The sequence below is a fragment of the Mesorhizobium sp. M0910 genome, from assembly GCF_040319465.1.
Classification (GTDB): Bacteria; Pseudomonadota; Alphaproteobacteria; order Rhizobiales; family Rhizobiaceae; genus Mesorhizobium.
In genome coordinates this window covers 314,364-338,123 of record NZ_JAMYNZ010000005.1, presented here as the reverse complement: position 1 = coordinate 338,123, position 23,760 = coordinate 314,364, and the positions used below count along the sequence as shown (strand labels likewise).

At 61.0% G+C, this 23,760-nt stretch carries 28 protein-coding genes and 1 tRNA gene; 20 read left to right on the top strand and 9 right to left on the bottom strand.

The window, feature by feature from the left end; translation table 11 throughout:
- Positions 1 to 71: 71 nt before the first annotated feature.
- Entirely contained in the window at positions 72 to 551 is a 480-nt protein-coding gene (locus NKH78_RS15395; protein WP_352736578.1) for a BA14K family protein, read from the bottom strand.
- A gap of 308 nt (positions 552 to 859) precedes the next feature.
- Here NKH78_RS15395 and NKH78_RS15390 point away from each other — a divergent pair.
- Positions 860 to 935, top strand: a tRNA-Lys gene (locus NKH78_RS15390).
- A gap of 97 nt (positions 936 to 1,032) precedes the next feature.
- Here the strand turns inward: NKH78_RS15390 and NKH78_RS15385 are convergent.
- Genes NKH78_RS15385 through NKH78_RS15365 form a run of 5 tightly spaced genes read right to left on the bottom strand, consistent with a single transcriptional unit; the run spans position 1,033 to position 5,488 of the window.
- Complete coding sequence (locus NKH78_RS15385) at positions 1,033 to 1,428, bottom strand: hypothetical protein (RefSeq protein ID WP_254817343.1); 396 nt, start codon at positions 1,426 to 1,428, stop codon at positions 1,033 to 1,035.
- A 45-nt stretch (positions 1,429 to 1,473) separates the two neighbouring features.
- Complete coding sequence (gene dprA, locus NKH78_RS15380) at positions 1,474 to 2,598, bottom strand: DNA-processing protein DprA (protein WP_352688297.1); 1,125 nt, start codon at positions 2,596 to 2,598, stop codon at positions 1,474 to 1,476.
- Entirely contained in the window at positions 2,595 to 3,182 is a 588-nt protein-coding gene (plsY, locus tag NKH78_RS15375) for a glycerol-3-phosphate 1-O-acyltransferase PlsY (protein WP_352688299.1), read from the bottom strand. The genes dprA and plsY overlap by 4 nt, the downstream gene beginning before the upstream one ends.
- Positions 3,183 to 3,239: 57 nt before the next feature.
- Positions 3,240 to 4,526 (bottom strand): dihydroorotase, encoded by a 1,287-nt coding sequence (locus tag NKH78_RS15370; protein ID WP_352688301.1) that lies wholly within the window; start codon positions 4,524 to 4,526, stop codon positions 3,240 to 3,242.
- On the bottom strand, positions 4,523 to 5,488 hold the full coding sequence (locus tag NKH78_RS15365; RefSeq protein ID WP_352688303.1) for an aspartate carbamoyltransferase catalytic subunit: 966 nt from the start codon (positions 5,486 to 5,488) through the stop codon (positions 4,523 to 4,525). The genes NKH78_RS15370 and NKH78_RS15365 overlap by 4 nt, the downstream gene beginning before the upstream one ends.
- Before the next feature lie 155 nt (positions 5,489 to 5,643).
- Here NKH78_RS15365 and NKH78_RS15360 point away from each other — a divergent pair, with 155 nt between their 5' ends.
- From NKH78_RS15360 to NKH78_RS15325, 8 genes are all read left to right on the top strand, one after another.
- Positions 5,644 to 7,272, top strand: coding sequence for a DNA alkylation response protein (locus tag NKH78_RS15360; protein ID WP_352883197.1), 1,629 nt, complete (start codon positions 5,644 to 5,646; stop codon positions 7,270 to 7,272).
- A 159-nt stretch (positions 7,273 to 7,431) separates the two neighbouring features.
- Positions 7,432 to 7,986, top strand: coding sequence for a hypothetical protein (locus NKH78_RS15355; protein WP_254817337.1), 555 nt, complete (start codon positions 7,432 to 7,434; stop codon positions 7,984 to 7,986).
- Positions 7,986 to 8,297: a DUF6105 family protein gene (locus NKH78_RS15350; RefSeq protein WP_352478942.1), complete on the top strand. Its 312-nt coding sequence runs from the start codon at positions 7,986 to 7,988 to the stop codon at positions 8,295 to 8,297. The genes NKH78_RS15355 and NKH78_RS15350 overlap by 1 nt, the downstream gene beginning before the upstream one ends.
- A gap of 104 nt (positions 8,298 to 8,401) precedes the next feature.
- A complete protein-coding gene (locus NKH78_RS15345) occupies positions 8,402 to 8,749 on the top strand; it encodes a hypothetical protein (protein WP_352754097.1) in 348 nt (115 codons plus the stop codon).
- Positions 8,734 to 9,000 carry a hypothetical protein gene (locus NKH78_RS15340; protein ID WP_352508463.1) on the top strand — a complete coding sequence of 89 codons (267 nt, stop codon included), beginning with the start codon at positions 8,734 to 8,736 and terminating at the stop codon, positions 8,998 to 9,000. The genes NKH78_RS15345 and NKH78_RS15340 overlap by 16 nt, the downstream gene beginning before the upstream one ends.
- Positions 8,997 to 9,317: a hypothetical protein gene (locus NKH78_RS15335; RefSeq protein ID WP_352508464.1), complete on the top strand. Its 321-nt coding sequence runs from the start codon at positions 8,997 to 8,999 to the stop codon at positions 9,315 to 9,317. Before NKH78_RS15340 ends, NKH78_RS15335 begins: the two co-directional genes overlap by 4 nt.
- A 503-nt stretch (positions 9,318 to 9,820) precedes the next feature.
- Positions 9,821 to 10,066 (top strand): hypothetical protein, encoded by a 246-nt coding sequence (locus NKH78_RS15330; RefSeq protein WP_352508465.1) that lies wholly within the window; start codon positions 9,821 to 9,823, stop codon positions 10,064 to 10,066.
- Positions 10,063 to 11,922, top strand: a complete 1,860-nt coding sequence (locus NKH78_RS15325; protein ID WP_352508466.1) for a hypothetical protein — start codon at positions 10,063 to 10,065, stop codon at positions 11,920 to 11,922. The genes NKH78_RS15330 and NKH78_RS15325 overlap by 4 nt, the downstream gene beginning before the upstream one ends.
- A gap of 276 nt (positions 11,923 to 12,198) precedes the next feature.
- On the opposite strand, the gene ruvX is transcribed toward NKH78_RS15325, so the two are convergent.
- A complete protein-coding gene (gene ruvX, locus NKH78_RS15320) occupies positions 12,199 to 12,675 on the bottom strand; it encodes a Holliday junction resolvase RuvX (RefSeq protein WP_352508467.1) in 477 nt (158 codons plus the stop codon).
- Between the two features lie 116 nt (positions 12,676 to 12,791).
- On the opposite strand from ruvX, the gene NKH78_RS15315 reads away from it, so the two are divergent.
- The 6 genes from NKH78_RS15315 (at position 12,792) to NKH78_RS15290 (ending at position 17,157) form a co-directional block, all read left to right on the top strand.
- Complete coding sequence (locus NKH78_RS15315; protein WP_352508468.1) at positions 12,792 to 13,499, top strand: metal-dependent hydrolase; 708 nt, start codon at positions 12,792 to 12,794, stop codon at positions 13,497 to 13,499.
- A gap of 23 nt (positions 13,500 to 13,522) precedes the next feature.
- Positions 13,523 to 13,939, top strand: a complete 417-nt coding sequence (locus NKH78_RS15310) for a hypothetical protein (protein ID WP_352478939.1) — start codon at positions 13,523 to 13,525, stop codon at positions 13,937 to 13,939.
- A gap of 76 nt (positions 13,940 to 14,015) precedes the next feature.
- A complete protein-coding gene (gatC, locus tag NKH78_RS15305) occupies positions 14,016 to 14,303 on the top strand; it encodes an Asp-tRNA(Asn)/Glu-tRNA(Gln) amidotransferase subunit GatC (RefSeq protein ID WP_352508470.1) in 288 nt (95 codons plus the stop codon).
- Between the two features lie 7 nt (positions 14,304 to 14,310).
- Positions 14,311 to 14,769, top strand: a complete 459-nt coding sequence (locus tag NKH78_RS15300; protein ID WP_352508471.1) for a GNAT family N-acetyltransferase — start codon at positions 14,311 to 14,313, stop codon at positions 14,767 to 14,769.
- Positions 14,769 to 16,334, top strand: coding sequence for an amidase (locus NKH78_RS15295; RefSeq protein ID WP_352883194.1), 1,566 nt, complete (start codon positions 14,769 to 14,771; stop codon positions 16,332 to 16,334). The genes NKH78_RS15300 and NKH78_RS15295 overlap by 1 nt, the downstream gene beginning before the upstream one ends.
- Positions 16,335 to 16,362: 28 nt before the next feature.
- The gene (locus tag NKH78_RS15290; protein WP_352736561.1) at positions 16,363 to 17,157 is read left to right on the top strand and encodes a YdcF family protein; all 795 of its coding nucleotides are present in this window, start codon (positions 16,363 to 16,365) and stop codon (positions 17,155 to 17,157) included.
- Here the strand turns inward: NKH78_RS15290 and NKH78_RS15285 are convergent.
- The gene (locus tag NKH78_RS15285) at positions 17,106 to 17,849 is read right to left on the bottom strand and encodes a DUF599 domain-containing protein (protein WP_254817329.1); all 744 of its coding nucleotides are present in this window, start codon (positions 17,847 to 17,849) and stop codon (positions 17,106 to 17,108) included. The two genes, NKH78_RS15290 and NKH78_RS15285, sit on opposite strands and share 52 nt — an antisense overlap.
- A 170-nt stretch (positions 17,850 to 18,019) precedes the next feature.
- On the opposite strand from NKH78_RS15285, the gene NKH78_RS15280 reads away from it, so the two are divergent.
- The 4 genes from NKH78_RS15280 (at position 18,020) to NKH78_RS15265 (ending at position 21,498) form a co-directional block, all read left to right on the top strand.
- Entirely contained in the window at positions 18,020 to 19,423 is a 1,404-nt protein-coding gene (locus NKH78_RS15280; protein ID WP_254817328.1) for an L-serine ammonia-lyase, read from the top strand.
- 85 nt (positions 19,424 to 19,508) lie between these two features.
- The gene (locus NKH78_RS15275; protein WP_352736559.1) at positions 19,509 to 19,946 is read left to right on the top strand and encodes a DUF1489 family protein; all 438 of its coding nucleotides are present in this window, start codon (positions 19,509 to 19,511) and stop codon (positions 19,944 to 19,946) included.
- 122 nt (positions 19,947 to 20,068) lie between these two features.
- Positions 20,069 to 20,800 (top strand): vWA domain-containing protein, encoded by a 732-nt coding sequence (locus NKH78_RS15270; protein ID WP_352736557.1) that lies wholly within the window; start codon positions 20,069 to 20,071, stop codon positions 20,798 to 20,800.
- Positions 20,800 to 21,498, top strand: a complete 699-nt coding sequence (locus NKH78_RS15265) for a DnaJ domain-containing protein (RefSeq protein WP_352736555.1) — start codon at positions 20,800 to 20,802, stop codon at positions 21,496 to 21,498. The genes NKH78_RS15270 and NKH78_RS15265 overlap by 1 nt, the downstream gene beginning before the upstream one ends.
- Positions 21,499 to 21,546: 48 nt before the next feature.
- On the opposite strand, the gene NKH78_RS15260 is transcribed toward NKH78_RS15265, so the two are convergent.
- Positions 21,547 to 22,935 carry an SPOR domain-containing protein gene (locus NKH78_RS15260; RefSeq protein ID WP_352736553.1) on the bottom strand — a complete coding sequence of 463 codons (1,389 nt, stop codon included), beginning with the start codon at positions 22,933 to 22,935 and terminating at the stop codon, positions 21,547 to 21,549.
- Between the two features lie 300 nt (positions 22,936 to 23,235).
- Here NKH78_RS15260 and NKH78_RS15255 point away from each other — a divergent pair, with 300 nt between their 5' ends.
- Positions 23,236 to 23,565, top strand: coding sequence for a phasin family protein (locus tag NKH78_RS15255; protein WP_023674920.1), 330 nt, complete (start codon positions 23,236 to 23,238; stop codon positions 23,563 to 23,565).
- Positions 23,566 to 23,760 lie beyond the last annotated feature (195 nt).

The window sequence follows — 23,760 nt, the reverse complement described above, 5'->3', positions numbered from 1 at the left end:
ATGGCACCGGCTTCGCACCCATGAAAAACCCGCGCCGTTGCGGGCGCGGGCTTACAGTCTCTAATCACGACTCAGTAAGGCGATCGGCACTGCCGGCGCGGACCGTAATTGGGCTGGTAGGTGTTGTCAGAGGCACGATAGCTCCGATAATGGTCATAGCACCACTGCACATGGGCATCGCCGCGATAGACACGATTCTGGTTGTTGATGATAGCGCCGGTAATCAGCGCACCGGTGGCGAAAGCGGCCAGCGGGAACCAGTAGTCGCCATGGCGGCGATAGCCGCGACGATATTCGCGATAGCCGCGATGGCCACGCCAATACATGCCGTCGTCACGCGCAAAACTGCGCCGGGAGAAATCGCGACGCGAGAAATCGCGATTGAAATTCCGGTGCCTCCGCCACGGCTCGTACTGGACGGTCTGGACATTCGAGGTGAGCCCTTGGGCAGGGGGCGCATAGCTGGGCTGAGCGTTGACTGGCACGATCTCCGCGGCAGCGAATGAGATCGAAAGGGTGGTCGCCAGCAGGCTCGACATGATCCTATTCATGATCTTCTCCTTGAAACGCGTGTCCCTTGTCGCGGAAAAACGGGCAGGCTGCGCAAATTGTTCCGCTAAGAATCCCAAGTTGCTGATCTGCAAAGGTTCTCTCGATTCGCTGCTTGCGCTTGTCCCGCCAAGCGCGAGCTTCGCCCTTGCGCGAGACGGAGGCAATTCCGTCAACGCCGAAGCGCACCGCACGGCATGATGACGCGGCAGGAAGGTCCGGTCTGGGAGCCGTCTTTTTCCGGTTGACCGGCAGAGGCACTCTCCCTATGTTCCGCGCAATTTCGAGGGCGGCCTTTCTGAGCCCGCGGGAGCGCGTAGCTCAGCCGGTAGAGCAACTGACTTTTAATCAGTAGGTCATGGGTTCGAATCCCATCGCGCTCACCAAATCCAGAGGGTACGACCCGGTACGACCCGGAGACATGGGTAACAGTTTGTACCTACGACATGGGTGACAGCCTCGTGCCGAACGCATGCAGTGGCGTTAGCCGCCCGCGCCATCGTCCATCATCGTGCCGGTGAGCGCCTCATAGGCTCTGCTGCACACCTGAGAACCCGGACAATCCTTCACGATAAGTACTGGCGCCACGGTAAGAACCGCCGCGGCAAGGATTTGCAGGAAAAGACCGACGGCGCTTACCTTCCTGCCGAACGCGCCGGCCAAGAAAAAGTAGAGACCCTGGGCCATGCAGGCTGCCGTCAGAATGCCCAGAAGCGTGCTGGTCGCTCTTGCGAAGGGCGTTATGTAGCCGTCGGGAAAACCCGACATGCCGAGATCCATCGACCATTGCAGCGCCAGCATGACGCTCAGCGCTGACCAGACAAGGGCCGTCGTACGAGTGAACAGCGTCTGCTTTGGTTTGTTGCTCGGATCGGCCATCGGATCACGTCGGAATTGCTTGCCGGGACATGCGCAAGTTCTGGGTCAAATCAGTGAGACGTTGCCGCCGGCATGGCGTTCGAGCCGGGCGGCGAGGTCGAGCTCCAGCAGCACCATGAACACTTGGGCGGGATGCAGGCCGGTGTGGCGGATGATCTCGTCCACTGATACCGGCGTCGGGCCGAGCGCTTCGACGACGCGGTCGCGATCGTCCTCGCGCGGCGGCGGTGTTGCCGAAAAGTCGGGCGGCTCTTCAAGCGGCGATGTCCTTGGCGACCAGCCGCCGACCAGCGGCGCTATGGCACTGGTGATATCGGCGGCCTCGGTCACAAGGGTGGCGCCGTCCTTGAGCAGGCCATTGGCGCCGGCGGCGCGCGGATCGAGCGGTGAACCGGGAACGGCGAAAACCAGCCGCCCCATCTCGCCGGCGAGGCGGGCGCTGATCAGCGAGCCGGAGCGCTGTGCGGCCTCGACCACTACCAATCCCAATGCAGCACCGGCGACGAGCCGGTTGCGGCGCGGAAAGTCCTGTGCGCGCGGCTGCCAGCCAAACGGCATTTCGGAAATGATGGCGCCGCCATGCTCGGCGATCTCGTCGCACAGGTCGGCATTTTCGGGCGGGTAGGGCAAATCGAGGCCGCCGGCGAGCACGCCGATCGTGCCGGTCGAAAGGCTGCCCTGGTGCGCGGCTGTATCGATGCCGCGCGCCAGGCCGGAAACAATGCCATAGCCGTCGCGGCCGAGATCCGCCGCCAGCATCCGCGCCATCTTGATGCCTGCCAGCGATGCGTTGCGAGCGCCGACGATGGCGACCGCTGGCAAGCGGAACACCGCGCTGTTGCCCCTGACCGCGAGCAGCGGCGGCGGATGATCCATGCTTTTCATCAGTGGCGGATAATCCGCCTCGCCGATGCCGACGAAGCGGGCGCCGGCCCGCCGGGCCGTCTCCAACTCCGCCTCGACCTCGGCAATGGACGGGATGCGGACGATTTTTCTGGCGCCACCCGAAATCATCAGCTCGGGCAGCATCGATAACGCTGCTTCGGCCGAACCGAACCGGTTGATCAGGTCGCGAAAGGAAGCCGGGCCGACATTCGGCGTGCGGATCAGACGAAGCCAGCTCAGCCGCTGCCGGTCGCTGAGGCGCGGCCCGGCGTCGGGCTCGCTCACTCTTTGGCCCCGATCTTACCCTCGGTGCCGGCAAGCAGCCGCGCAATGTTGGCGCGGTGCTTTACGATGACGATGAGGCTCATCGCCGTGAAAAGCCCGGCAATCTGCTGGGTGCTCAGGAAATACAGGGCAACGGGCACGACGACCGCTGCCGTCAGTGCCGCAAGCGAGGAGAAGCGGAACAGGAAGGCCACCGCCAGCCAGACGACGGCGAAGATAAGCGCCACTTGCCAGGCAAGGCCGATTAGCACGCCGAGGTAAGTGGCGACGCCCTTGCCCCCCTTGAAGCCGAGCCAGACCGGAAAAAGATGACCTGAAAACGCGCCGAATCCGGCCCAAAGTCCGAGCTCGGGCGCAAAGCGGCCTGCGATCAACACCGCCGCGGTGCCCTTCAGCGCATCGAGCAGCAGCGTGGCCGCGGCCAAGCCCTTGTTGCCGGTGCGCAGCACATTGGTGGCGCCGATGTTGCCGGAGCCGATGTTGCGCACGTCGCCGAGGCCGGCGGCACGGGTTATCAGCAGGCCAAACGGGATCGAGCCGAGAAGATAGCCGAACACCAATGCCAAGACGGGACTGTAAACCATTGTTCCCCCGAACTTTCCTTGGCTGAGCGAAGTTGAAGACCTGACACCCGCTTCGTCTTAGGCCGAAAACACTGTGCGGCCCGCCACCATCGTTTGCAAGACCTTGCCTTGCAGTCGCGCGCCTTCGAAACAGGTGTTTTTCGAGCGTGAGCGGATGCCGCTCTCGCTAACGACCCATGGCTCGTCCAGATCGACGAGCGCAAGGTCGGCCAATGCCCCCGGTTTCAGCGTGCCGCCGGGCAGGCTGAACAATCTTGCCGGCGCGGTCGACAGTGTCTCGATCAGCCGCAGCAGCATCACGTCGCCATTGTGATAGAGCCGCAGCGCTGCGCCCAGCAGCGTTTCCAGCCCGATGGCGCCGGCCGCAGCATCGGCAAAGGGCAGGCGCTTGGTGTCGACGTCCTGCGGGTCGTGCGAGGAGACGATGAGGTCGATGGTGCCGTCCTTGATCGCTTCGATCATCGCCAGCCGGTCTTCCTCGGCGCGCAGCGGCGGCGTCAGCCGGAAGAAGGTGCGGTACTCGCCGACATCGTTCTCGTTGAGCGACAGATTGTGGATCGACACGCCGGATGTGACATTGGCGCCTTCGGCCTTGGCTCGCGTCACAGCAGCCGCCGCCATCGCCGTCGAGATCTTGGCCGCGTGATAGGCGCCGCCGGTCAGCCGCGCCAGCGCCAGATCGCGCTCCAGCGGGATGGATTCGGCCTCGCGCGGAATACCGGCAAGGCCGAGCCAACTTGCATATAGGCCTTCATTCATCACGCCTGACGAGGCGAGATCGGCATCCTGGGTTTCGTGGGCGATCACGCCACCGAAATCGCGCGCATAGGTCAGCGCCCGGCGCATCACCAGCGCGCTGGATATGATGTGGCGACCGTCAGTGAAGGCGACCGCGCCGGCTTCGAGGAGCAGGCCGAACTCGGTCATCTCACGGCCTTCGAGACCCTTGGTGATCGCCGCTGCCGGAAAGATGTTGACGATGGCTGTATCCTTGGCGGTGCGCAGCACAAACTCGACCAATGCGACATTGTCGATCACCGGGTCGGTATCGGGCATCATCACAATCGAGGTGACGCCGCCGGCCGCTGCCGCCACGCTGGCCGAGGCGATGGTCTCCCGGTGTTCGCCGCCCGGTTCGCCGATGAAGACACGCGCATCGATCAGGCCGGGGATGATCGCCTTGCCGGCGCACTCGATGATCGTGGCGGCTTCGGGCGCGCCCTGGTTCAAGGCCGCCTTGCCAGCGGCAACAATTTTGCGCCCTTCGACGATGACGGTGCCGATCTCATCGATGCCGCGCGATGGGTCGACGATGCGGGCGCGGCTGAAGACCGTTATGCTCATCGGCCCCGACCCTCGTGGTTTCGACGCGGGTCGAGCAGCGCTTCCATCACCGCCATGCGTACGGCGACGCCCATCTCAACCTGTTCCTGGATGACGCTTTGCGGGCCGTCGGCGATCTCCGAGGCGATCTCGACGCCGCGGTTCATCGGGCCGGGATGCATAACCAGCGCACCGTCCTTGGCCGCCTTCAGCTTCTCGGCGTCGAGGCCGAAATAGCGGAAATATTCGCGCACCGACGGTACGAAAGCGCCTTCCATGCGTTCGCGCTGCAGGCGCAGCATCATTACCACGTCGGCGTCCTTCAGACCCTCGGCCATGGAACGGGTGACGATGACGCCCATCTTCTCGATGCCGGCGGGCAAAAGCGTCGAAGGGGCGACGACCCTGACCTGGGCACCAAGCGCGTTGAGCAGGATGATATTGGAGCGGGCCACGCGCGAATGCAGGATGTCGCCGCAGATCGCCACGATCAGCTTCGACAGCGGACCCTTGGCGCGGCGGATGGTCAGTGCGTCGAGCAGCGCCTGGGTAGGGTGCTCATGGGCGCCGTCGCCGGCATTGACCACCGAGCAGCCGACTTTTTGGGCAAGAAGTGCTGCCGCGCCGGCCGATTGATGGCGGATGATCAATATGTCGGGACGCATGGCATTCAGCGTCATCGCAGTATCGATCAGCGTCTCGCCCTTTTTCACCGAAGAGCTCGCTACGGACATGTTCATGACGTCGGCGCCGAGCCGTTTGCCGGCCAGCTCGAACGACGATTGCGTACGGGTCGAGGCTTCGTAGAACAGATTGATCTGGGTGCGGCCGCGCAGCGTCGATGTCTTCTTGTCCGATTGCCGCGAGATGGCAACGGCCCGGTCCGCCCGGTCGAGCAGAAGCTCTATGTCGGCGGGGGAAAGATCGCGGATGCCCAGAAGATGGCGGTGGGGATAAAGTGGCAGGGACGATGCGTCGGTCATCTCAAGTCGCTGCTATAGGGGGGAGGCTCCGCGGCTGCAAGCATCGGCTTGGGATTGGATCGGTTCTCCCCGGGATTTTCGTCGCGCGCCGCTGGCCATAGGCTATAAACCGCCTTGGCTTTGGATTCGCAGCCTTCAGGTGATAAGGACGAAGCGTGACTGACGACGTGACCAACCAGCCGCCGCCGCTGGCCGGCGGCAACGCCTGGCGGGGCGATCCGTTGCTGATCCAGCTTGCCGAGCGCTTTTCCGATCCGGTGCGTAAGGACCTCGACGGGCTTGGCCGTTTCGTTCTGACCCATGAAGCGCAGGAACTGGCTCGTCTTGCCAATGTCGAGACGCCGAAGCTCAGGACCCATGATCGCCAGGGCCGGCGCATCGACCAGGTCGAGTTCCATCCCGCCTATCACGCGCTCATGCGCCGCTCTGTTGCCAACGGGCTGCATTCGTCGGTTTGGGAGAATGGCGACGCCGAGATCGGCCGTCGCCACCAGGTGCGCGCCGCGCGCTTTTATCTCACGGCTGAGCTCGAGACCGGGCATCTCTGCCCGATCACCATGACCAGCGCTTCGCTGGCAGCGCTGATGGCCAGCCCGAAGCTGTTTCGCGAATGGGCGCCGCGGGTGACGACGCGCAAGTACGATCAAAGCCAAAAGCCGCCGGTCGAAAAAGCAGGGCTGACACTCGGCATGGGCATGACCGAGAAGCAAGGCGGCACCGATGTCCGCTCCAACGTCACCAAGGCGGAGCGCGCCGGCAGCGGGTTTTATCGCCTGACCGGCCACAAATGGTTCATGTCGGCGCCGATGTCGGATGCCTTCCTGGTGCTCGGACAGGTGCCGGAGGGACTGTCGTGCTTTCTCGTGCCCCGCTTGCTCGGCGACGGATCCGGTAACGGCTTCCGTTTTCAACGGCTGAAGGACAAGCTCGGCAACCGCTCCAATGCCTCGTCGGAGGTGGAATTCGTCAGTGCCATCGGCGAGATGGCCGGCGAGCCCGGCGCCGGCGTGAAGACGATCATGGATATGGTGACCCTGACGCGGCTCGACTGCGCTGTCGCCTCGTCGGCGATCATGCGGGCCGGACTGGCCGAGGCTGTCCACCACACGCGCCACCGCAAGGTGTTTGGAACCAATCTGATCGAGCAGCCGCTGATGCAGCGTGTGTTGGCCGATATGGCGCTCGACGTTGCCGCCGCTACCGCGCTGTCGTTCCGGCTGGCGCGCTCCTTCGACGAGGCGGCCGGCGACCGCGGCGAGGCGGCCTTCGCCCGCGCCATGACGCCTGTCGTCAAATACTGGGTCTGCAAGATTGCGCCGCCGCTGCTCTATGAAGCGATGGAGTGCCTCGGCGGCAATGGCTATGTCGAGGAGGGGCCGCTCGCCCGCTACTATCGCGAAGCTCCGGTCAACGCGATCTGGGAAGGTTCAGGCAACGTCATGGCGCTCGACGTGTTGCGCGTGCTCGGCCGCGCGCCGGGCCTGTTCGACGACGTGCTGGCCGGCATCGACCGCGATCTAGGCGCCGGCGGACGCGGCACCGTCGGCGTGCTCAAGGCGGCAATGCAGGTCGCAGCAACCGACGAGGGCTCGGCGCGGCTGTTGACCGAGCAATTGGCATTGTCGGCGGCGGCGGCAGAGCTTCGCAGGCTGGGGGCAGGGCGGATCGCCGACGCCTTCGTGGAAACGCGCCTCGCCGGCCAGTGGCGCAATACCTATGGCATGATCGATTCGCGCCATGATGCCCGCATGATCATCGATACGCTCTACCCGCCGATCAACTAGGTGCCGTCGCCAAACTCGCTGCCGCTCTCGCGCCCCTGTGGATGGCCGTTAACCTTAACGAATGGTTTCCGTTGCGGCGGCCGGTGGCAAAGCCCAATGTTATGGTTAAGGCAAGGACTGTTCAGCTTGAGCGGCTTTGCCCTGCGAAGCGGGAGCGTCATGCGGCATATTCTGAGCTCTTTTCTGGCATTGCATTGGGCGGCCGTTTTCGCCCTGCTGGCGTTCATCTGCATCGACGGGAATCGAGGCGTGGCGACGGCCCTTGGCGTACTGGGCGTTCCCGTCCAGAACACTCGATTTGCCGATCTCGAAAACGCCGTCGTCGTGGCACCGCTCGCCGTGGCACTGCTTGTCGTCGCGGTGTTGTTCTGCTGGGCCTTTGTTGAAGCACTGACCAGCCACGCGACCAACCCGGATCCTGCCGACAGCGTCGTGCGGATCGCCTTCATCTCCGCCTTGGGCGTGCTGTCGCTGATAGTCATCGGCGGCGCCGCGCAAGGCATCAATGGGCTGTTCATGGTTGTTGCGGTGCAATTGGCGGCACTTCTGGCGTCCTATGTCGCGATGCTCGCCGAGCGGCGGTCGGCCGTTGCCGCGGCAGTTCCAGGGACCGGCGACATCCGAGCGGCCGCGCATGTCATGGCCAAGGCAGCGGCGCATAATTCCTCGCTTGCCCGCATTTCCGGCCGGCTGGATTCGAGGGACGACCGCTGATGCGCACCTTGTTCGCGCTTTGGGCGGCTCCGCTCCTCTTGTTTTGGGGCTGGTTCTTTCTGTCGCTCAACGACATCAATTTCGGCTACGTCATGCTGAGCCGTCAATTGCACGATCTCGTCTTCCAGCTCTATGGACAGATGCTCGGCGTCGATCCGGCACTCATTCCGGGCATGGTGGCGAAAGCTTGCGTGTTCGATGGGCTGCTGCTGACGGGGTTCTGGGCATTTCGCCGCCGCAAGGCAATTGGTGGCTGGATCACGGCGATGCGCAACCGCTATTTCGACCAGGCATCGACGCCGAGCACCTGAAGCATATGCATGAGGCTTTGAAAAATATACCCGCTCGAATCCTCGACGTAGCGATTGGGGCGCTAACCCAAGCTAATCAACATGCGGTTTATTACGATCCTGGCATGGATCACTGGACCGATATGTCTGTTCTAAACGCCGCCATGGCCGGCGAATTGTTCATCAAAGCGATCGTAGCAAAGGAGCATCCGCTCCTAATATTTCGCGACCTATTTCAACTCGACGACCCGGTCAATCAAGATTTAAAAATCGAACATATCATCGAGAAGGGAAAGACCTACAATTTTGAACATCTTGCAAAACTGCTCTGGGTAGCTACCGGCGAACGCCTTCCCGACTTGGATAGCTTTGAAAAGTTGCGCAAAGCGCGCAATGCTATCCAGCATTTTTGCTCGCCTGGCGAGAACGTGGACCTTCGTAGGCTCGCGCTAAGTTCTTGTACAAGAATATAAATCCACTCATAAACAAACATTTTGGTCTGTGCGCTGTCGAACATCACGAAGATCACAGTGTTGGCTACGACTATGTCGTTGACTGCGTCATCGGCCACGAACTGCTTTTCTCAATTCCCGATAAATTCGAGGTTACTGAGATCGATCTAGCTGAAGCAATTGACGGCACGAGCCAGGAGTACCGCAAAGTGCTCAAGGCACATTTCGCGGCCAGTGGGCTGAACCTGGAGGAGATAGCTCGACGCTCATGAGCAAAAGGGCACCACTTGATGCTCAAGGCTTTCGCACGATTGTTGCGCAGGAAGAGGACATCAACGCCGAACGAATTCACTATTGCTACCAAATTGGTTCCACGTTCGTGCATCTCTCTCTGATGGAGGATGCCATCATCAATGCGATGTCGATTTGTGGCCGGATTAAGGTGTCGAAGCTCCTCGGAGCCGATAGCGCCGCGTGGGAACTGATCCAGAAGCGAGACCAGCTTCAAAGCTCGACCCTAGGAAATCTTATCACGACCTTGTCGAAGCATGGGGTGGCACATGCAGGTATCGCATACCTCAATGGGTGAAATCGAAACGCGACTTCTTCGTTCACCGCCTCTTCAATGAGGGCGCGTGGCCGGGAGAGCTAGGCTTTCGGGCCCTTCAACGGCAGTGTCGAATGCTCCTTTTTCTAGACTAGAGGCCATTTTCGCACGCGCAAGCCAAAAAATCTGGAAGATTTTTAGCCGTGCGAATCTGATGGAGTATGTCGATCTCGGCCCTGATGGAGCTCTCTTGATACCAACAGATTTGGCCAAGAAGCTTCAAAGCTAGCTTTCTCAGCAAAGAATCCCGGTCGGACGGGGCACGCAGCAACGTGCGACAATACAAACATCGCAATCCGTGTTTCGCGATATGGAATTCTCCAGCATGCCAAGGCGCGCCAAGCGATAGGGGTCACGCATCTCCGCCACTTAGCATTTTCCGTAATTCATGATGTGAATATCATCGTGAAATTCATGAAAATATGTTTGACTTTTGCCGAGCGTCTTGGCTATCTGATATTCATCGGATGTATGCGGAGGAAGATTTGGCAGGAAAAAATGAGAAACGTGAAAATTTTGTAAGACTGGCGGAAGGGCGTACCCAGCTTGCGCTGGACGCTATCAGGAAAATCGGCAATCTTTCGAACAGTCGAGCGTACGAATACACGGATGCTGATGTTAAAACGATCGTCAAAGCCTTGCGTGACGCGACGACGGAAATAGAGCGAAAATTCAGTTCCACCACAGGTGAGACTTTCAACAAGTTCAAGCTCAAGGGGCAACCGCAGTGAAAGCCGAACCGCTTAACATCAACGACAAACGGTTCCTTATTAATCGCCTGATTGAACAGGCGCCTGTCAGCACCCTAATTCGAGAGTTCTTCAAGAACGCAGATGAAAGCGCGGCGCTGGCACCGGTCGGAAATCGGCGCATCGAGATTTATCCTGTCGAGATCGATAGAGTGCGCAAATTAGCCTTCTGGAATACCGGTCCTGGCATGGACGGTGCGGAGCTTAAGAGGGCGACCGACCTATCCTCATCGATCGGCAAGGACATGGCTCTTGATGCCAATTTTGGGATCGGAGCCAAAGTGTCCGGACTGACGATGTCTAAGGCCGGGATCAGATATCGTTCATGCAAGAACGGCTCAGTGTCCGAAATAACCATCGGCTACGACAAGGAAGAAGGCACATATGTCCGCTTCCCTGCGATGCTGCCGGACGGCAGTTACGATACCGTCTATGACGTCACTGCGGCGGCTGTCGCCGAAGGCAGACAAACGCAATACGACTGGACCGAAGTGATTCTTTTCGGTGAAAGCGAGGATCATGACACCGTCGCGGAACCTTTGGGCAGAGGAAAATCTGTCGATCGCAGCTATGTACCAAGTACCATCTTTCGTCGCTTCGCCGCCTTCTCCGAGGGAGTTGAAGTTCGCATCGACGTCGCGATGACCAAAGGAGGCGGCAAAGATGAAACTGGCAAATACCGGCAACTCAGACCACTCGCGGACGTTCTCGATAAGCTGCCCAATAGCCAGCGCGTCCACGACGCTGACACCGGCCTGACTATCCATTACATTCACGACCCGAAGCACCCGATGTCGAGTCATTCGCTCAGTGCTCGAGCCAATCCGGCAACCTCGTCCACCACCTTCTGCGCGGTGGTGCATAAGAGCGAACGCTATGACATCAAAACCAGCAAAGCTTGGTCAGCAGCAGCACCGAAATTCGGTATCCCGTTTGGCTCGAAGGTGCTTACGGTTGAAATCGAAATCCCTGACACGATGGCGCTTTCCAACCAATATCGCGATGGGCTCATGTGGCCCAAAGACCGTGCACCACTGACCGCAGAAGACTTTGTCGACTATGTCCGGGAGTTGATGCCGGATTGGGTGAAAGATGTCATTCGATCCGAGTCACCGGAATCCGATGACAATCTGGATGACATCCAAACCGACCTCCAAAAACTTTTAGATGAGTTTCGCGTGCCTACGGTGGCGTTCAAACCTTCTAGAAACTTTAGCGCGTTGAACATGGAAAGCCACTTTGAGGGTAGCGACGCAAGCGAGCGCGTAGATATCGACCAAGATCTTCCTGGGAACACTGAATTCATCGGCCCCGATGAGCCGACTGGCCGCAGTGGTGCACGTGCTACGCAGGAAAAAGTTCGCAAAGCACCAGCCGGTTCTAAGCCCTCCAAAGCGATGCAGGCGCTGGAGCGCGTGCCCACCATCACGATCCTGTTAGACCCCGATGAGATTTCCGACAAGGGCGTAAAAGGCCGTGCTGGACGATACTACAGCGAATCTCAAACGCTCTTTGTCAATGGCCTGTACCCAATCATAGAACGTATGGCCGCCGATTTGGAACGGGAACTCGTAGGCACGGGGGAGCCCGAGGTTGTGCGATCGGAATGCCTCCGTGCAGCACGCCGATCAGCGGCGTTTCGCGTCGGGAAAGTGACTTGCTACGCCATCAGCAAGCGTCTTTCTGACGACTGGTCGGCCGACGATCTTGAAGGGGCAACATCTCCCGAATCTCTTTCAATGGCGGCGGACGATTACAAGCAAGGTCTACAAACAGCCAAAAAATTGGCGCGCGAAATGATTAAAGCTTCCAAGCTCGAAAGGGTTGATGCAGCGTGACGGGCCACTGATGTGCACGGAGGAGCCTTTTCCCGATTGCGCCAATCGCACCGCGGCAGGTAAGCGATGATGACGGCTTCAGAAGATCAATACAGAGGGCATTTCAAGATTGGCAGGTGCAATCTTCCAGACAAGTTGACAACTTGTCGGCCCTCAGTCGCGTCGAAGTCCTTTCGGAAAAATTCGTTCATATTCGCGACGAACAGATACGGGCCATCCTTGGCGTGTCGAAGGGTGGTGAAAAACTAGCGATCTGCGAAGCAATTGGTCTTGGCGTTAAGGGTTTGCAAGCAGGCTCTGAAGCCGGTCGAGAACACCCTGTAGGATGAAGGCCGCAGCTGCCGAATCGATCTTGCCGGCGCGTTTCTTGCGGGAAAAATCCATCTCGATCAACGTCCGCTCGGCCGCCACCGTCGACAGCCTCTCGTCCCAGAAGACGAAGGGCAGATCGGTCAATCCAGCCATATTGCGCACGAAAGCGCGGGATTTTTGGGCGCGCGCGCCTTCCGAGCCGTCCATATTGATGGGGAGGCCGATCACCACGGCGCCGGCATTTTCCTTCTGTAGCAGAGCGAGCAGCACTGCGGCATCGAGCGAGAATTTCCTGCGCATGATGACAGCGCGCGGGTGGGCGAAGGACAAGCCGCGATCGGAAACCGCCACGCCGATCGTCTTATCGCCGAGGTCGAGACCGGCCAGGGTCTTGCCGCCGCCGAGCCGGGCCGGCAACTCCTCGATGGTGATGATGCCCAATGGCTTTTCCTTTGACCGCGACGCCGCACGTCCTATACGCGCAAAGCGTGCGCGGCACTTTAATTTCGCCGTCGGCGTTCTATCCTCTACCGAAGCAAAAATCGAGGAAAGCATTGATGAAACTGACCTGGTACGGACATTCGGCATTCCGAATCGAAATCGAAGGCGCGAAAATCCTCATCGACCCCTATCTGGTCGGTAATCCGTCGTGGACGGGTGGGTGGGAAGGGCCGGCCGAAGGGGTCACGCACGTGTTGCTCACCCATGGCCACAGCGACCACATCAGCGGCGCCATCGAAGTGCTCAAAAAGAGCGGCGCGATGCTGGTCGCCAATTTCGAGATTTGCATGTACCTGGTCGGCAAGGGCGTCGGTAACAAGCAGATCAATCCCGGCAATATCGGCGGTACGGTCGATTGCAGCGGCTTCACCACCACCTTCGTTCAGGCTCTGCATTCATCGTCGTTTCCGGGCGAGGGCGGCCAGAATACCTATCTCGGCAATCCGGGCGGGCTTGTCCTGCACTTCCCCGAGGACAAGACGCTTTATCACATGGGCGACACCGACATCTTTTCCGACATGGCCCTGATCAACGAGTTGCATGAACCGAAGATCGGCATCGTGCCGATCGGCGATCGCTTCACCATGGGCGGCGCGGTGGCAGCCCTTGCCTGCCAGCGTTTCTTCAAGTTCGAGACGGTCGTTCCCGCTCACTTCGGCACATTTCCGATGATAGATCAGACCGCCGACAAATTCGTGGCCGGGCTGGACGGATCGGGTGTGAAAGTGGCGTTGCCGAAGATCGGCGAGACGATTACGCTGTAGCGACAGCGAACCGGAATGACGACATGGATCTGAGAAACTCTCTTTGCATTTCCATGCTGGTTGCCGCGTCGCCGGCGCTGGCCGCCGAGGATTTCATCAACGGGGTCTATCTGCAATCGGAGGATCTCTGCGCGCAGGCCAAAAAGGATACGCTGCAGACGGTGATCGAGGGCGGCAATATCGTGCTGTCGGCAAATGGGCTGGAAAGCATCGAATATAATTGTGAATTCCTGCAGATCACCAAAGCGACACGCTCACCAAGCTGGGCGGTGACCGCTATATGCCAGGAGCCGGGCTACGTCTTTCCCGATGTTCTCTCACTGACACAGATGAGCCCGAAGCAGATCGACCTGGTATCGGTACGGCCTGCCGCCGACGAAGGCGAGCAGAGCGGTAACGGCGGCAGTTATTTCCTCTGCGACGGCGTCACGATGCCATAGGGCAGTTGTCGGCACGATGCATGTTGCGCGGCACGCGCTGCGCCGCTATAGCGCTGGTTTTCCCCGAGGCACAAACATGTCCGTTGATATAAAAACCGTGAAGCGCGTCGCGCACCTTGCCCGTATTGCGGTGAGCGAGGAGGATGCAGAGCGTATGACCGGCGAATTGAACGCCATTTTGGGCTTTGTCGAGCAGTTGAATGAGGTCGATGTTTCCAGCGTCGAGCCGATGACCTCGGTCACGCCGATGGCAATGAAAAAGCGCCAGGACGTCGTCACCGACGGCGGCAAGGCAGCTGACATCGTCGCCAACGCGCCAGCGACCGACGAGAATTTCTTCCTTGTGCCGAAGGTCGTGGAGTAGCAGGCCGATGGCAATCGACATCGCCGCTGAGACGCCGCTGCAGGACGATGTGCGTGGGCTGGTCGAAGAGCTGAACGCCACATTGCTGGAGCTGACGCCGCCGGAGCATTGCTATCATTTGACCGTCGAGCAGATGGCGGATCGCGACACGACCGTTTTCATCGCCCGCGATGACGGCCTTGCCATCGCTTGCGGCGCACTGAAGCGCCACGATGCTGTGGTCGGCGAGGTCAAGCGAATGTATACGCGACCTTCGCATCGCGGCCGCAAGATCGGCGCGAAGATTGTCGAGCGTATCGAGGCGCTGGCGCGCCAAGAAGGGCTTAAGCGTCTGGTGCTGGAGACGGGGGACCGTCATCCCGCCGCCTGGACCGTCTACGAACGCGCCGGTTTTTCCCGCTGCGGCCCGGTACTGGATTATCCCGATTCCGAGTGGTCGGTATTTTACGAAAAGAGCCTTGCCTGATGACCGACCTGACCCAACTGACGATTTCGCAGGCCCGCGCCAAATTGCGTTCCAGGGAGATCACCGCCACCGAAGTCACCGAGGCCTATCTATCGGCGATCGAGCGAGCCAATCCGGCGCTCAATGCCTATGTCGTGGTCACCGACGACAAGGCGCGCGACATGGCCAAGGCCTCCGACGCGAAATTGGCCAAGGGCGATGCCGGGTCGCTCGAGGGTATCCCGCTCGGCATCAAGGATTTGTTCGGCACTGAAGGCGTCCACACCCAGGCCTGCAGCCATGTGCTGAACGGCTTCATGCCGCGCTACGAGTCGACGGTCACGGCCAATCTGTGGGCGGATGGCGCCGTCATGCTCGGCAAGCTCAACATGGACGAGTTCGCCATGGGCTCGTCCAACGAGACCTCGTATTATGGGCCCGTGATCAACCCGTGGCGGCGTTCGCGCCTCGACACGGTGGTGATGCCGACGACACATCAGGGCGAGGGTGGCTTCGTTTCGGCGTGCGGCACCAGGACCGCGCGCACGTTGGACAATGCCCAACTGGTGCCGGGCGGTTCGTCCGGTGGCTCGGCATCAGCCGTCTCGGCCTTCCTGTGCGCAGGCGCCACCGCCACCGACACCGGCGGCTCGATCCGCCAGCCCGCCGCCTTCACTGGCACAGTCGGCATCAAGCCGACCTATGGCCGCTGCTCGCGCTGGGGGATCGTAGCTTTTGCCTCGTCGCTCGACCAGGCCGGGCCGATCGCGCGCGACGTCCGCGATGCCGCGATCCTGTTGAAGTCGATGGCTTCGGTCGACCCGAAGGACACGACGTCCATCGACCTGCCGGTGCCGGACTACGAGGCGGCGATCGGCCGCCCGATCAAAGGCATGAAGGTCGGCATCCCAAAGGAATATCGTGTCGACGACATGCCCGCGGAGATCGAGGCGCTGTGGCAGAAAGGCATTGCCTGGCTGCGGGATGCCGGCGCCGAGATCGTCGATATCTCGCTGCCGCACACCAAATACGCGCTGCCGGCCTATTACATCGTGGCGCCGGCCGAAGCCTCGTCCAACCTCGCCCGTTACGACGGGGTCCGCTATGGGTTGCGCGTGCCCGGCAGGGACATTGCCGACATGTATGAAAAGACCCGCGCCGCCGGCTTCGGGCGCGAGGTCAAGCGCCGCATCATGATCGGCACCTATGTGCTTTCCGCCGGCTACTACGATGCCTACTATCTGCAGGCGCAGAAGGTTCGAACCCTGATCAAGCGCGACTTCGAAAATGTGTTTGCCGCAGGCGTCGACGTCATCCTGACGCCGGCAACGCCTTCCGCCGCCTTCGGCATCGCCGACGAGGACATGGCCGCCGACCCGGTCAAGATGTATCTCAACGACATTTTTACGGTGACAGTGAACATGGCCGGCCTGCCCGGCATAGCGGTTCCGGCTGGGCTCGACGCCAAGGGGCTGCCGCTCGGCCTGCAGCTGATCGGCCGGCCCTTCGACGAGGAAACGCTGTTCCAGACCGCCCATGTCATCGAACAGGCGGCCGGCACATTTCAGCCGGATAAATGGTGGTAGGATCGTTTCTCATCTGAGGGGGTGAGGGATGTTCTTCTATGCCTCCAAGATTCTCTGGTTCTTCGTTCAGCCGTTGAATCTCGCGATCTTCCTGCTGCTGGCGGGGCTGGTCGCGGCGATGTTCGGCCGGCGGCGATTGGCGGCCGTCGGCAGCACTCTTGCCTTCTTCATCCTTGTTGTTGCGACATGGAGCCCACTCGGCCCCATGATGCTAAATCCGCTGGAGGAGCGCTTCCCCAGGCCGCCGCTGCCGGAAAAGGTCGACGGTATCATAGTGCTTGGCGGCAGTCTGGATGGCGCCGTCAATCTGGTGCGTGGCGGCTATGAAATGAACTCCAGTGGCGACCGGATGGTCGAGGCGGCCGTGCTGGCGCGGCGGTTTCCGACAGCGAAAGTCGTTATCTCCGGTGGCAGCATCGAAACCTTCCGCGGCGGCGAAGGCGATGCAGATACCGCACCGCGTCTTTTTGCCGCTTTCGGCGTGGCGGCCGATCGGCTGATCCTCGAGAACAAATCCCGCAACACCTACGAGAATGCTGTCTTTACCAGGGAACTGGTGACGCCGAAACCGGGCGAGACCTGGTTGCTGGTGACCTCGGCCTTCCACATGCCACGCGCCAAGGCGCTGTTCGACAAAGCCGGCTTTTCGACCATTCCGTGGCCAGTCGACTATCGCACCTCCGGTAGGGAAGGCATCGCCACGTTCCCCTATCCCGGCGACTGGCTGGAGGTCACCACTGTTGCGATCCGCGAATGGATAGGGCTCACCGCCTACTGGCTGTCGGGCCGCATTGATCGGCCTTTTCCCGGGCCGGGCGGCTGACCGAGCACCGCTTGCCGCGCCGCCGAGAAAAATTGGCGGCGCACCAGCACCGCCAGCAGCAGCAGCGTCGATAGCACGAAAACGGCGGGATCGACGAACCAGCCAAGATAGCCAATCGAGAAGAACACGCCGCGCAGGCCCGAATTGAAATGCTTCCCGGCCAGCATGTTCATGCGCGCCGCACGCCAGACTGCCGTTTCGGTGACCGGATTGCGCGACGCCTCGCCATGCGGAATCGGCACGGCGCCGATCAGGATCGAGCAATAGTTGAACAGCCGGTAAGCCCAGCCGAACTTGAAGAAGGAAAAGGCCAGGATCAGCACAAGGCCGAACACCTTCGTCTGGAACGCCGCGCGTGAGGGCGTAGCGCCAAACGGCAGGTCACCCAGCACGGTCAGAACCTGGTCGGAGGCGCCGAGCAAGGCAAAACAGCCGCCGATCGCAATCAGCGAACTCGAGGCAAAGAAGGCGGTTCCCTGCTGCAGGCCGCTCATGATGGCGGTGTCGACGATGCGGATCTCGCGCTCGGCCATGGTCCGCATCCAGGCCTCGCGCTGCGCGTTCATCGCCCTCGTCAGCGACATGCGGCTGACCAGCATTCCGTCGGCGGCGAGCGTATGCAGCACCCACGCGGCAAGGAAGAACCCCAGCGCCGCAAGGTCAGCCATCGATAGATGAAAGGAATCGCTCATGCGTTGCTTTTACCACAGGCGGAGGGGACGCTTCGATGGCCGAAGCTGGAATGTCGCTGCCGGAGCAAACAAGGTCGGCAGGCGCAGCGCCGCGATCTTCAAAACAGCGGAAAACACCATGGGAATTCCTATATGTAGACCTCAACAAGGTCCCAGGAGAAAACGCCCACGTGTTCCTTTCGGTTTTCGACCTGTTCAAGATTGGCATCGGCCCATCGAGTTCGCACACGATGGGGCCGATGACGGCTGCGCGGCGGTTTCTCGACGAGATTGCGGGAGACGACTGGCCGCGCCCGGCCGGCGCCAAGGTCGACCGGATCGCGGCCAGCCTGCATGGCTCGCTCGCCTATACCGGCATCGGCCATGGCTCCGATCGTGCCGTGGTGCTCGGCCTCGCCGGCCAGACGCCGCAGACGGTGGATCCCGACCAGGCGGACGGCATCGTCGCTCGCATCGCCGCCGAGAAGCGGATCTCGCCGCCCGGCCATCCGTCCTATCGTTTCGACCCGGCAATGGATCTGGTGCTGGATCGCAAGACGCCGCTGCCGGGTCACGCCAATGGCATGGCCTTCTCTGCCTATGATGCCGGCGACCGGTTGCTGCTGAGGCGCGTCTATTATTCGATCGGCGGCGGCTTCGTCATGTCCGAAGAGGAACTGCAGCGGATGAAAGCAAGGGGCTCGGCGACAACCGAAGGCAAGAAGGTTCCGTATCCGTTCAAGAACGCCGTCGAAATGCTGTCCATGGCAGCGAAAAGCGGGCTTTCCATTGCCGAGATGAAGCGCGTCAACGAGGAGACGCAGATGTCGCGCGAGGAGCTCGACGCCGGCCTCGACGGCATCTGGAGCGCCATGAAGGGCTGCATCGAGCGCGGCCTGTCGCAAGACGGCATCATGCCGGGCGGACTCAAGGTGCGCCGCCGTGCCCGGATGCTGCACGACAAGCTGCAGGAGCAATGGCAGCAGAACCGGCCCAACCCGCTGCTCGCCAACGACTGGCTGTCGATCTATGCGATGGCGGTCAATGAGGAGAACGCCGCCGGCGGCCGTGTCGTCACCGCGCCAACCAATGGGGCGGCCGGCACTCTGCCTGCGGTGCTGCGCTACTGGTTGCATTTCCATCCAGAAGCCGACCAGCCCAGCATCCGCGATTTCCTGCTGACGGCGGCGGCCGTCGGCGGCATCATCAAAACCAATGCTTCGATCTCGGGGGCGGAAGTCGGCTGCCAGGGCGAGGTCGGTTCGGCTTCGGCAATGGCTGCGGCGGGATTGTGCGCCGTCATGGGCGGCACGCCCGAGCAGGTCGAGAACGCTGCCGAGATCGCGTTGGAACATCATCTCGGCATGACCTGCGATCCGGTCGGCGGGCTGGTGCAGGTGCCGTGTATCGAGCGCAACGCGCTTGGTGCCGTCAAGGCGGTGACCGCCGCTTCGCTGGCCATCAAGGGCGACGGCGTTCATTTCGTGCCGCTTGATGCCGCGATCGAGACGATGCGCCAGACCGGCCTCGACATGAACGAAAAGTACAAGGAAACCAGCCTTGGCGGATTGGCAGTGAATGTCGTGGAGTGCTGAGCGCCAATCTGGTGGCCTGGACCACCACTGTGGAGAAGTCGATCAGGCCGTTGACGCGTTCGCGTGCTGGACTAAACCTTAAACGATGTCTCTCAATCTCATAAAGCTTTGCGTCGGCTGTGACAGCGTCGAGGATCTGGAAGAGTGGATTGCCTTCCGTCTCGACGAGCGGCGCCGCGCCGGCGAACCGGCCGAGCACTACCACACCACCCGCATGGTGCCTGCACGCGGTGCCGAGATTACCGACGGCGGTTCGCTCTACTGGGTGATCAAGGGCAATGTCCAATGCCGCCAGCTGATCACCGAAATCCGCCCCTTCACCGATGACGAGGGCATCGGCCGTTGCCATCTGATCCTCGATCCCGAGGTCGTGCGCACTGACTGGCAACCGCGCCGCGCATTCCAGGGGTGGCGCTACCTAAAGCAGACGGACGCGCCGGCCGATCTCGGTAAGGGCAAAGCCGGGCTGATCGAGATGCCGCCGAAGCTCAGGCGTGAGCTTGCCGATCTCGGCCTGCTCTGACGCCGAGAACCGCAACGCCAACACCACCAGCCGAAGTGCTTGTACGCAGTTGCCATCATCGGTCCTCCAGGTCGCCTCATCTGGGCTTGCAAGCCGGGGAACAACGCCACATCTTGAATGTCATGAGCGACAAGAAGCAGCCCGTGCCTGCAAGGGCCAATCCTGCACCGGTCGAGTCTCAATCGAGCACCGGCGAGATCGACGCGTTTCTCCGTCAGGCAAGGACGCTCGCTGCATCCGCCACCGGTTCAGGCAGGCTGATCCTGTCCCTCGACGCGACGATGAGCCGTCAGCCGACCTGGGATCTCGCCTGTGCGCTGCAGGCCGAGATGTTCGACGCCGTCGGCAAGGCCGGGGCGCTCAAGATTCAACTTGTCTATTTTCGCGGCCTTGGCGAGTGCCGCTCCTCCGCATTCGTCACCGATACCGAAGCTCTGAAGCAGCTGATGACGCGCATCGACTGCCGCAGCGGCCATACCCAGATCGGCAAGGTGCTCGCCCATGCCCTGAAACAGACGGCGGCGGCCAAGGTCAACGCGCTGGTCTATATCGGCGACGCGATGGAAGAAAACATAGATAATCTGGCCGAAAAGGCCGGCAGCCTCGGTCTGCACGGCGTTCCTGTCTTCGTCTTTCAGGAGGGCGATGATGCCGCCGCGGAAAAGGCGTTCAAGGAGATTGCGCGGCTGTCGAAAGGGGCCTGGTTCCGCTTCGATCGGCGGGCTGCCGCAACCTTGGCCGGCCTGCTTTCGTCCGTCGCCGTGTTTGCGACCGGCGGGCTGAAAGCACTGGAGGCCCGGGGCAGACCGGAAGACCGGCTGATGATCGAGCATATGCGGGGCGGCGGAAACTGATGGGCGCAATTATCGCTTTTGTAGCGTTGCTTCTAGTGCTTCTCGGCATGCTCACCATCTTCCTGCGCGCCGATGCGGCGAAGCTTGCAGGCGGCATGAGAACGCTTGGACCTGTACTGCTCGGGCTGGTCGGCGTCGCCGTGCTGCTGGTCGGGCGCGAGGGCATCGGCGGCTTGATCCTGTCGGTTGCGCTCGCCTGGTACGGTTCCATGCGCATGAATCGGCCGGTGGCAAAACTGGCACAAGGCAAGCGTTCGACAGTTCGTACCGCGGCGCTTGAAATGGAACTCGATCACGATACCGGCGGCCTCGAAGGCCTCGTGCTGGCCGGGCGCCATGAAGGCAAGATGCTTGGCTCGATGGGGCGTGCCGAATTGCAGCAACTCTATCGCGAACTCTCCGGCGATCCGGAGAGCCGCCAATTGCTAGAGACGTATCTTGACGGCAGATTTCCCATCTGGCGCAAAGACGCTGATGCGAATGACGGCGAAGGGCTGGGTGTTGCGCCAGGTTCTGGCGCCATGACTAAGGAGGAGGCCTACAAGATCCTTGGTCTTGAAGCGGGGGCTGCCGCGGCGGATGTCCGCAAGGCGCACCGCCGCCTGATGCAGCGCCTGCACCCCGATATCGGTGGCACGTCTTTCCTGGCGGCGCGGATCAATGAAGCCAAGGACGTCTTGCTCTCCAATCACAACTAGTCTCCTTCGACGCAGAACTTTCGGGAAAGATATCGTTTCGCGCGCCGCTTACTGCTGGACGGCGTAGCACTCGATCTTCTTCTTTTTCAAAGCGTTGCAGGCCTTCCAGGCAGCGGTCTTCGAACCGAAACCACCGAACCGGGCGCGGTAGTAGGTGACGCCGTCCTTGTCGAAGGCGACGGTGAAACCGGAGGCATCGGCAAGAACGGAGGGTGCCTGCTTCGTCGCCTTGTCGAGGAAAGCCTTCGCTTCGGCCTGTTTTGGCGAAGAGGCGACCTGGATTGCCCAGCCGGATGGCACCGATGCCGTGCTGACCGGATCGACCTCTGCCGCCGGTTCGGCATAGGCTGCGGCGACCCGGGCTGTCGCCACGTCGTCCACCGTCGCCACCGCCGTCGTCTTGACCCTCTTGGCCTGAACGACCGGAGTGGTTTCTTCAACGACGGGCGCATTTTCCTCGACAAGAGAGGCAACGGCATCGTCGTTCGGCTTACTGTCCGGTGTCGGCGCGTCATGCTTCGGTAGAAACGCCTTGGCCAAGGCTGAAATCGGATTGCCACCGCCAGCCTTGGCAATCAGCACGCCACCGCCGCTCGACGACGCCTTCGGCATGTAGGCATTGATCAACCCGGCCATCTGGCTGTCGCGGCTGCCGCCGGATCTGCCGCCCATGACCACCGCTACGATCCGCCGATCGCCATCCGAGACCGAGGACACCAGATTGTAACCGGAGGCGCGGGTGTACCCGGTCTTGATGCCGTCGACGCCCTTGATGCGTCCGAGCAGACGGTTGTGGCCGTTGATGCGCTGCCGCCCATAAAGAAAGGAGCGCTGCGAGAAATAGCCGTAATATTGCGGAAAATGCTCTCTCAGGGCGATGCCGAGCATCGCCATGTCGCGCGCGGTTGTGAACTGGCCGGGATCAGGCAAGCCGTTGGCGTTGCGGAAAACGGTTCCCCTCATGCCCAGCGCCCGCGCCTTGGCGGTCATCATGCGGGCGAAATTGGCTTCATTGCCGCCGAGCATCTCGCCAAGCGCCGTTGCGGAATCGTTTGCCGATTTGGTCACCATCGACAGGATCGCGGTCTCGACCGTGACCGAGCCGCCCCGCTTGACGCCTAGCTTCGTCGGCGGCTCGGCAGCGGCATTGGCCGAGAACACGACCGGGGAATTCTTGCTGATCCTGCCCTTCGCCAATGCCTCGAACGTCAGATAAAGCGTCATCATCTTGGTAAGCGAAGCCGGATAGCGCCGGCCATCGGCATCCGATGAATAAAGCACCTTGCCGGTCTTGGCATCGATGACGATGGCCGCCGACTTGGCCGCCATGGATGAAGCCGCGTCCGCGACGACGAAGCTCATCGCCATGGCGAGGATCATGATCGTTTTGAGGGGTGACGCGGATTTGGAAACGAAGCCCGACAACGCCTTACGCACTGATAGTTCCTTTGAATTTCCGTTGCCTCGGAGGCGGCAAAGGGGTCCTGCCTCACCTTCGGCCACGCTAACGCGGGCAGCGTTACCAATCCGTTTATGGTAACCGCCGCGTTCACCATTTTCTGCGGGATTGAGCTTCTCTTTATTCGAATCTTAGCGATTGCCGGCAGCTCACGATGCGCATTGCCGCGGGAATCTTGACTTTTTGTGCACTGCACAATATATTTACACGCATTGCACAACGCGGCCCGGACAAGGCGCGTCTATCGTCCAAGGCAACCGTTCAAGGGAAAGCGTGAAATGACCCAGACCTATGAAGATTTCAGCAAATACGGCAAGGAATTTGCGGACACCGGATTGAAGAGCTTCGCCTCGCTGTCCAAGGGTGCACAGGCTATCGCCGCCGAGGCGGGCGAGTACACCAAGAAAAGCTTCGAAGCCGGTAGCGCCGCTGTCGAGAAGCTCTTTTCCGCCAAGTCGCTGGACAAGGCGATCGAGATCCAGTCCGACTATGCCAAGCAGTCCTATGAGAGCTTCGTCACCGAGGCCACCAAGCTTGGCGATCTCTATGCCGAACTCGCCAAGGAAGCTTACAAGCCGTTCGAATCGATCGTCGCCAAGGCGAAGTAAATTCGACGAACATTCCGAGCCGGCCCCTGGGCTTGCAAAGACAAACCCGGTCGCGAACGCACGGCCGGGTTTTTTCATGCCAGCTCGAAATCGGGGGCCTACGGTCTTCACGATTTGAAAAATCGGGCAAGTTTGGCCACCTAGCCATATTGTCAGCTAAACAGAAGGGCTTAAAATCGTCCATCGAACACCTAC

Coding starts and splice junctions, on each gene's coding strand:
- NKH78_RS15395 (WP_352736578.1), bottom strand. CDS start 551: ATGAATAGGATCATGTCGAGCCTGCTGGCGACCACCCTTTCGATCTCA.
- NKH78_RS15385 (WP_254817343.1), bottom strand. CDS start 1,428: ATGGCCGATCCGAGCAACAAACCAAAGCAGACGCTGTTCACTCGTACG.
- plsY (WP_352688299.1), bottom strand. CDS start 3,182: ATGGTTTACAGTCCCGTCTTGGCATTGGTGTTCGGCTATCTTCTCGGC.
- NKH78_RS15370 (WP_352688301.1), bottom strand. CDS start 4,526: ATGAGCATAACGGTCTTCAGCCGCGCCCGCATCGTCGACCCATCGCGC.
- NKH78_RS15365 (WP_352688303.1), bottom strand. CDS start 5,488: ATGACCGACGCATCGTCCCTGCCACTTTATCCCCACCGCCATCTTCTG.
- NKH78_RS15355 (WP_254817337.1), top strand. CDS start 7,432: ATGCGGCATATTCTGAGCTCTTTTCTGGCATTGCATTGGGCGGCCGTT.
- NKH78_RS15350 (WP_352478942.1), top strand. CDS start 7,986: ATGCGCACCTTGTTCGCGCTTTGGGCGGCTCCGCTCCTCTTGTTTTGG.
- NKH78_RS15345 (WP_352754097.1), top strand. CDS start 8,402: ATGGATCACTGGACCGATATGTCTGTTCTAAACGCCGCCATGGCCGGC.
- NKH78_RS15335 (WP_352508464.1), top strand. CDS start 8,997: ATGAGCAAAAGGGCACCACTTGATGCTCAAGGCTTTCGCACGATTGTT.
- NKH78_RS15315 (WP_352508468.1), top strand. CDS start 12,792: ATGAAACTGACCTGGTACGGACATTCGGCATTCCGAATCGAAATCGAA.
- NKH78_RS15310 (WP_352478939.1), top strand. CDS start 13,523: ATGGATCTGAGAAACTCTCTTTGCATTTCCATGCTGGTTGCCGCGTCG.
- gatC (WP_352508470.1), top strand. CDS start 14,016: ATGTCCGTTGATATAAAAACCGTGAAGCGCGTCGCGCACCTTGCCCGT.
- NKH78_RS15300 (WP_352508471.1), top strand. CDS start 14,311: ATGGCAATCGACATCGCCGCTGAGACGCCGCTGCAGGACGATGTGCGT.
- NKH78_RS15295 (WP_352883194.1), top strand. CDS start 14,769: ATGACCGACCTGACCCAACTGACGATTTCGCAGGCCCGCGCCAAATTG.
- NKH78_RS15290 (WP_352736561.1), top strand. CDS start 16,363: ATGTTCTTCTATGCCTCCAAGATTCTCTGGTTCTTCGTTCAGCCGTTG.
- NKH78_RS15285 (WP_254817329.1), bottom strand. CDS start 17,849: ATGAGCGATTCCTTTCATCTATCGATGGCTGACCTTGCGGCGCTGGGG.
- NKH78_RS15275 (WP_352736559.1), top strand. CDS start 19,509: ATGTCTCTCAATCTCATAAAGCTTTGCGTCGGCTGTGACAGCGTCGAG.
- NKH78_RS15270 (WP_352736557.1), top strand. CDS start 20,069: ATGAGCGACAAGAAGCAGCCCGTGCCTGCAAGGGCCAATCCTGCACCG.
- NKH78_RS15265 (WP_352736555.1), top strand. CDS start 20,800: ATGGGCGCAATTATCGCTTTTGTAGCGTTGCTTCTAGTGCTTCTCGGC.
- NKH78_RS15255 (WP_023674920.1), top strand. CDS start 23,236: ATGACCCAGACCTATGAAGATTTCAGCAAATACGGCAAGGAATTTGCG.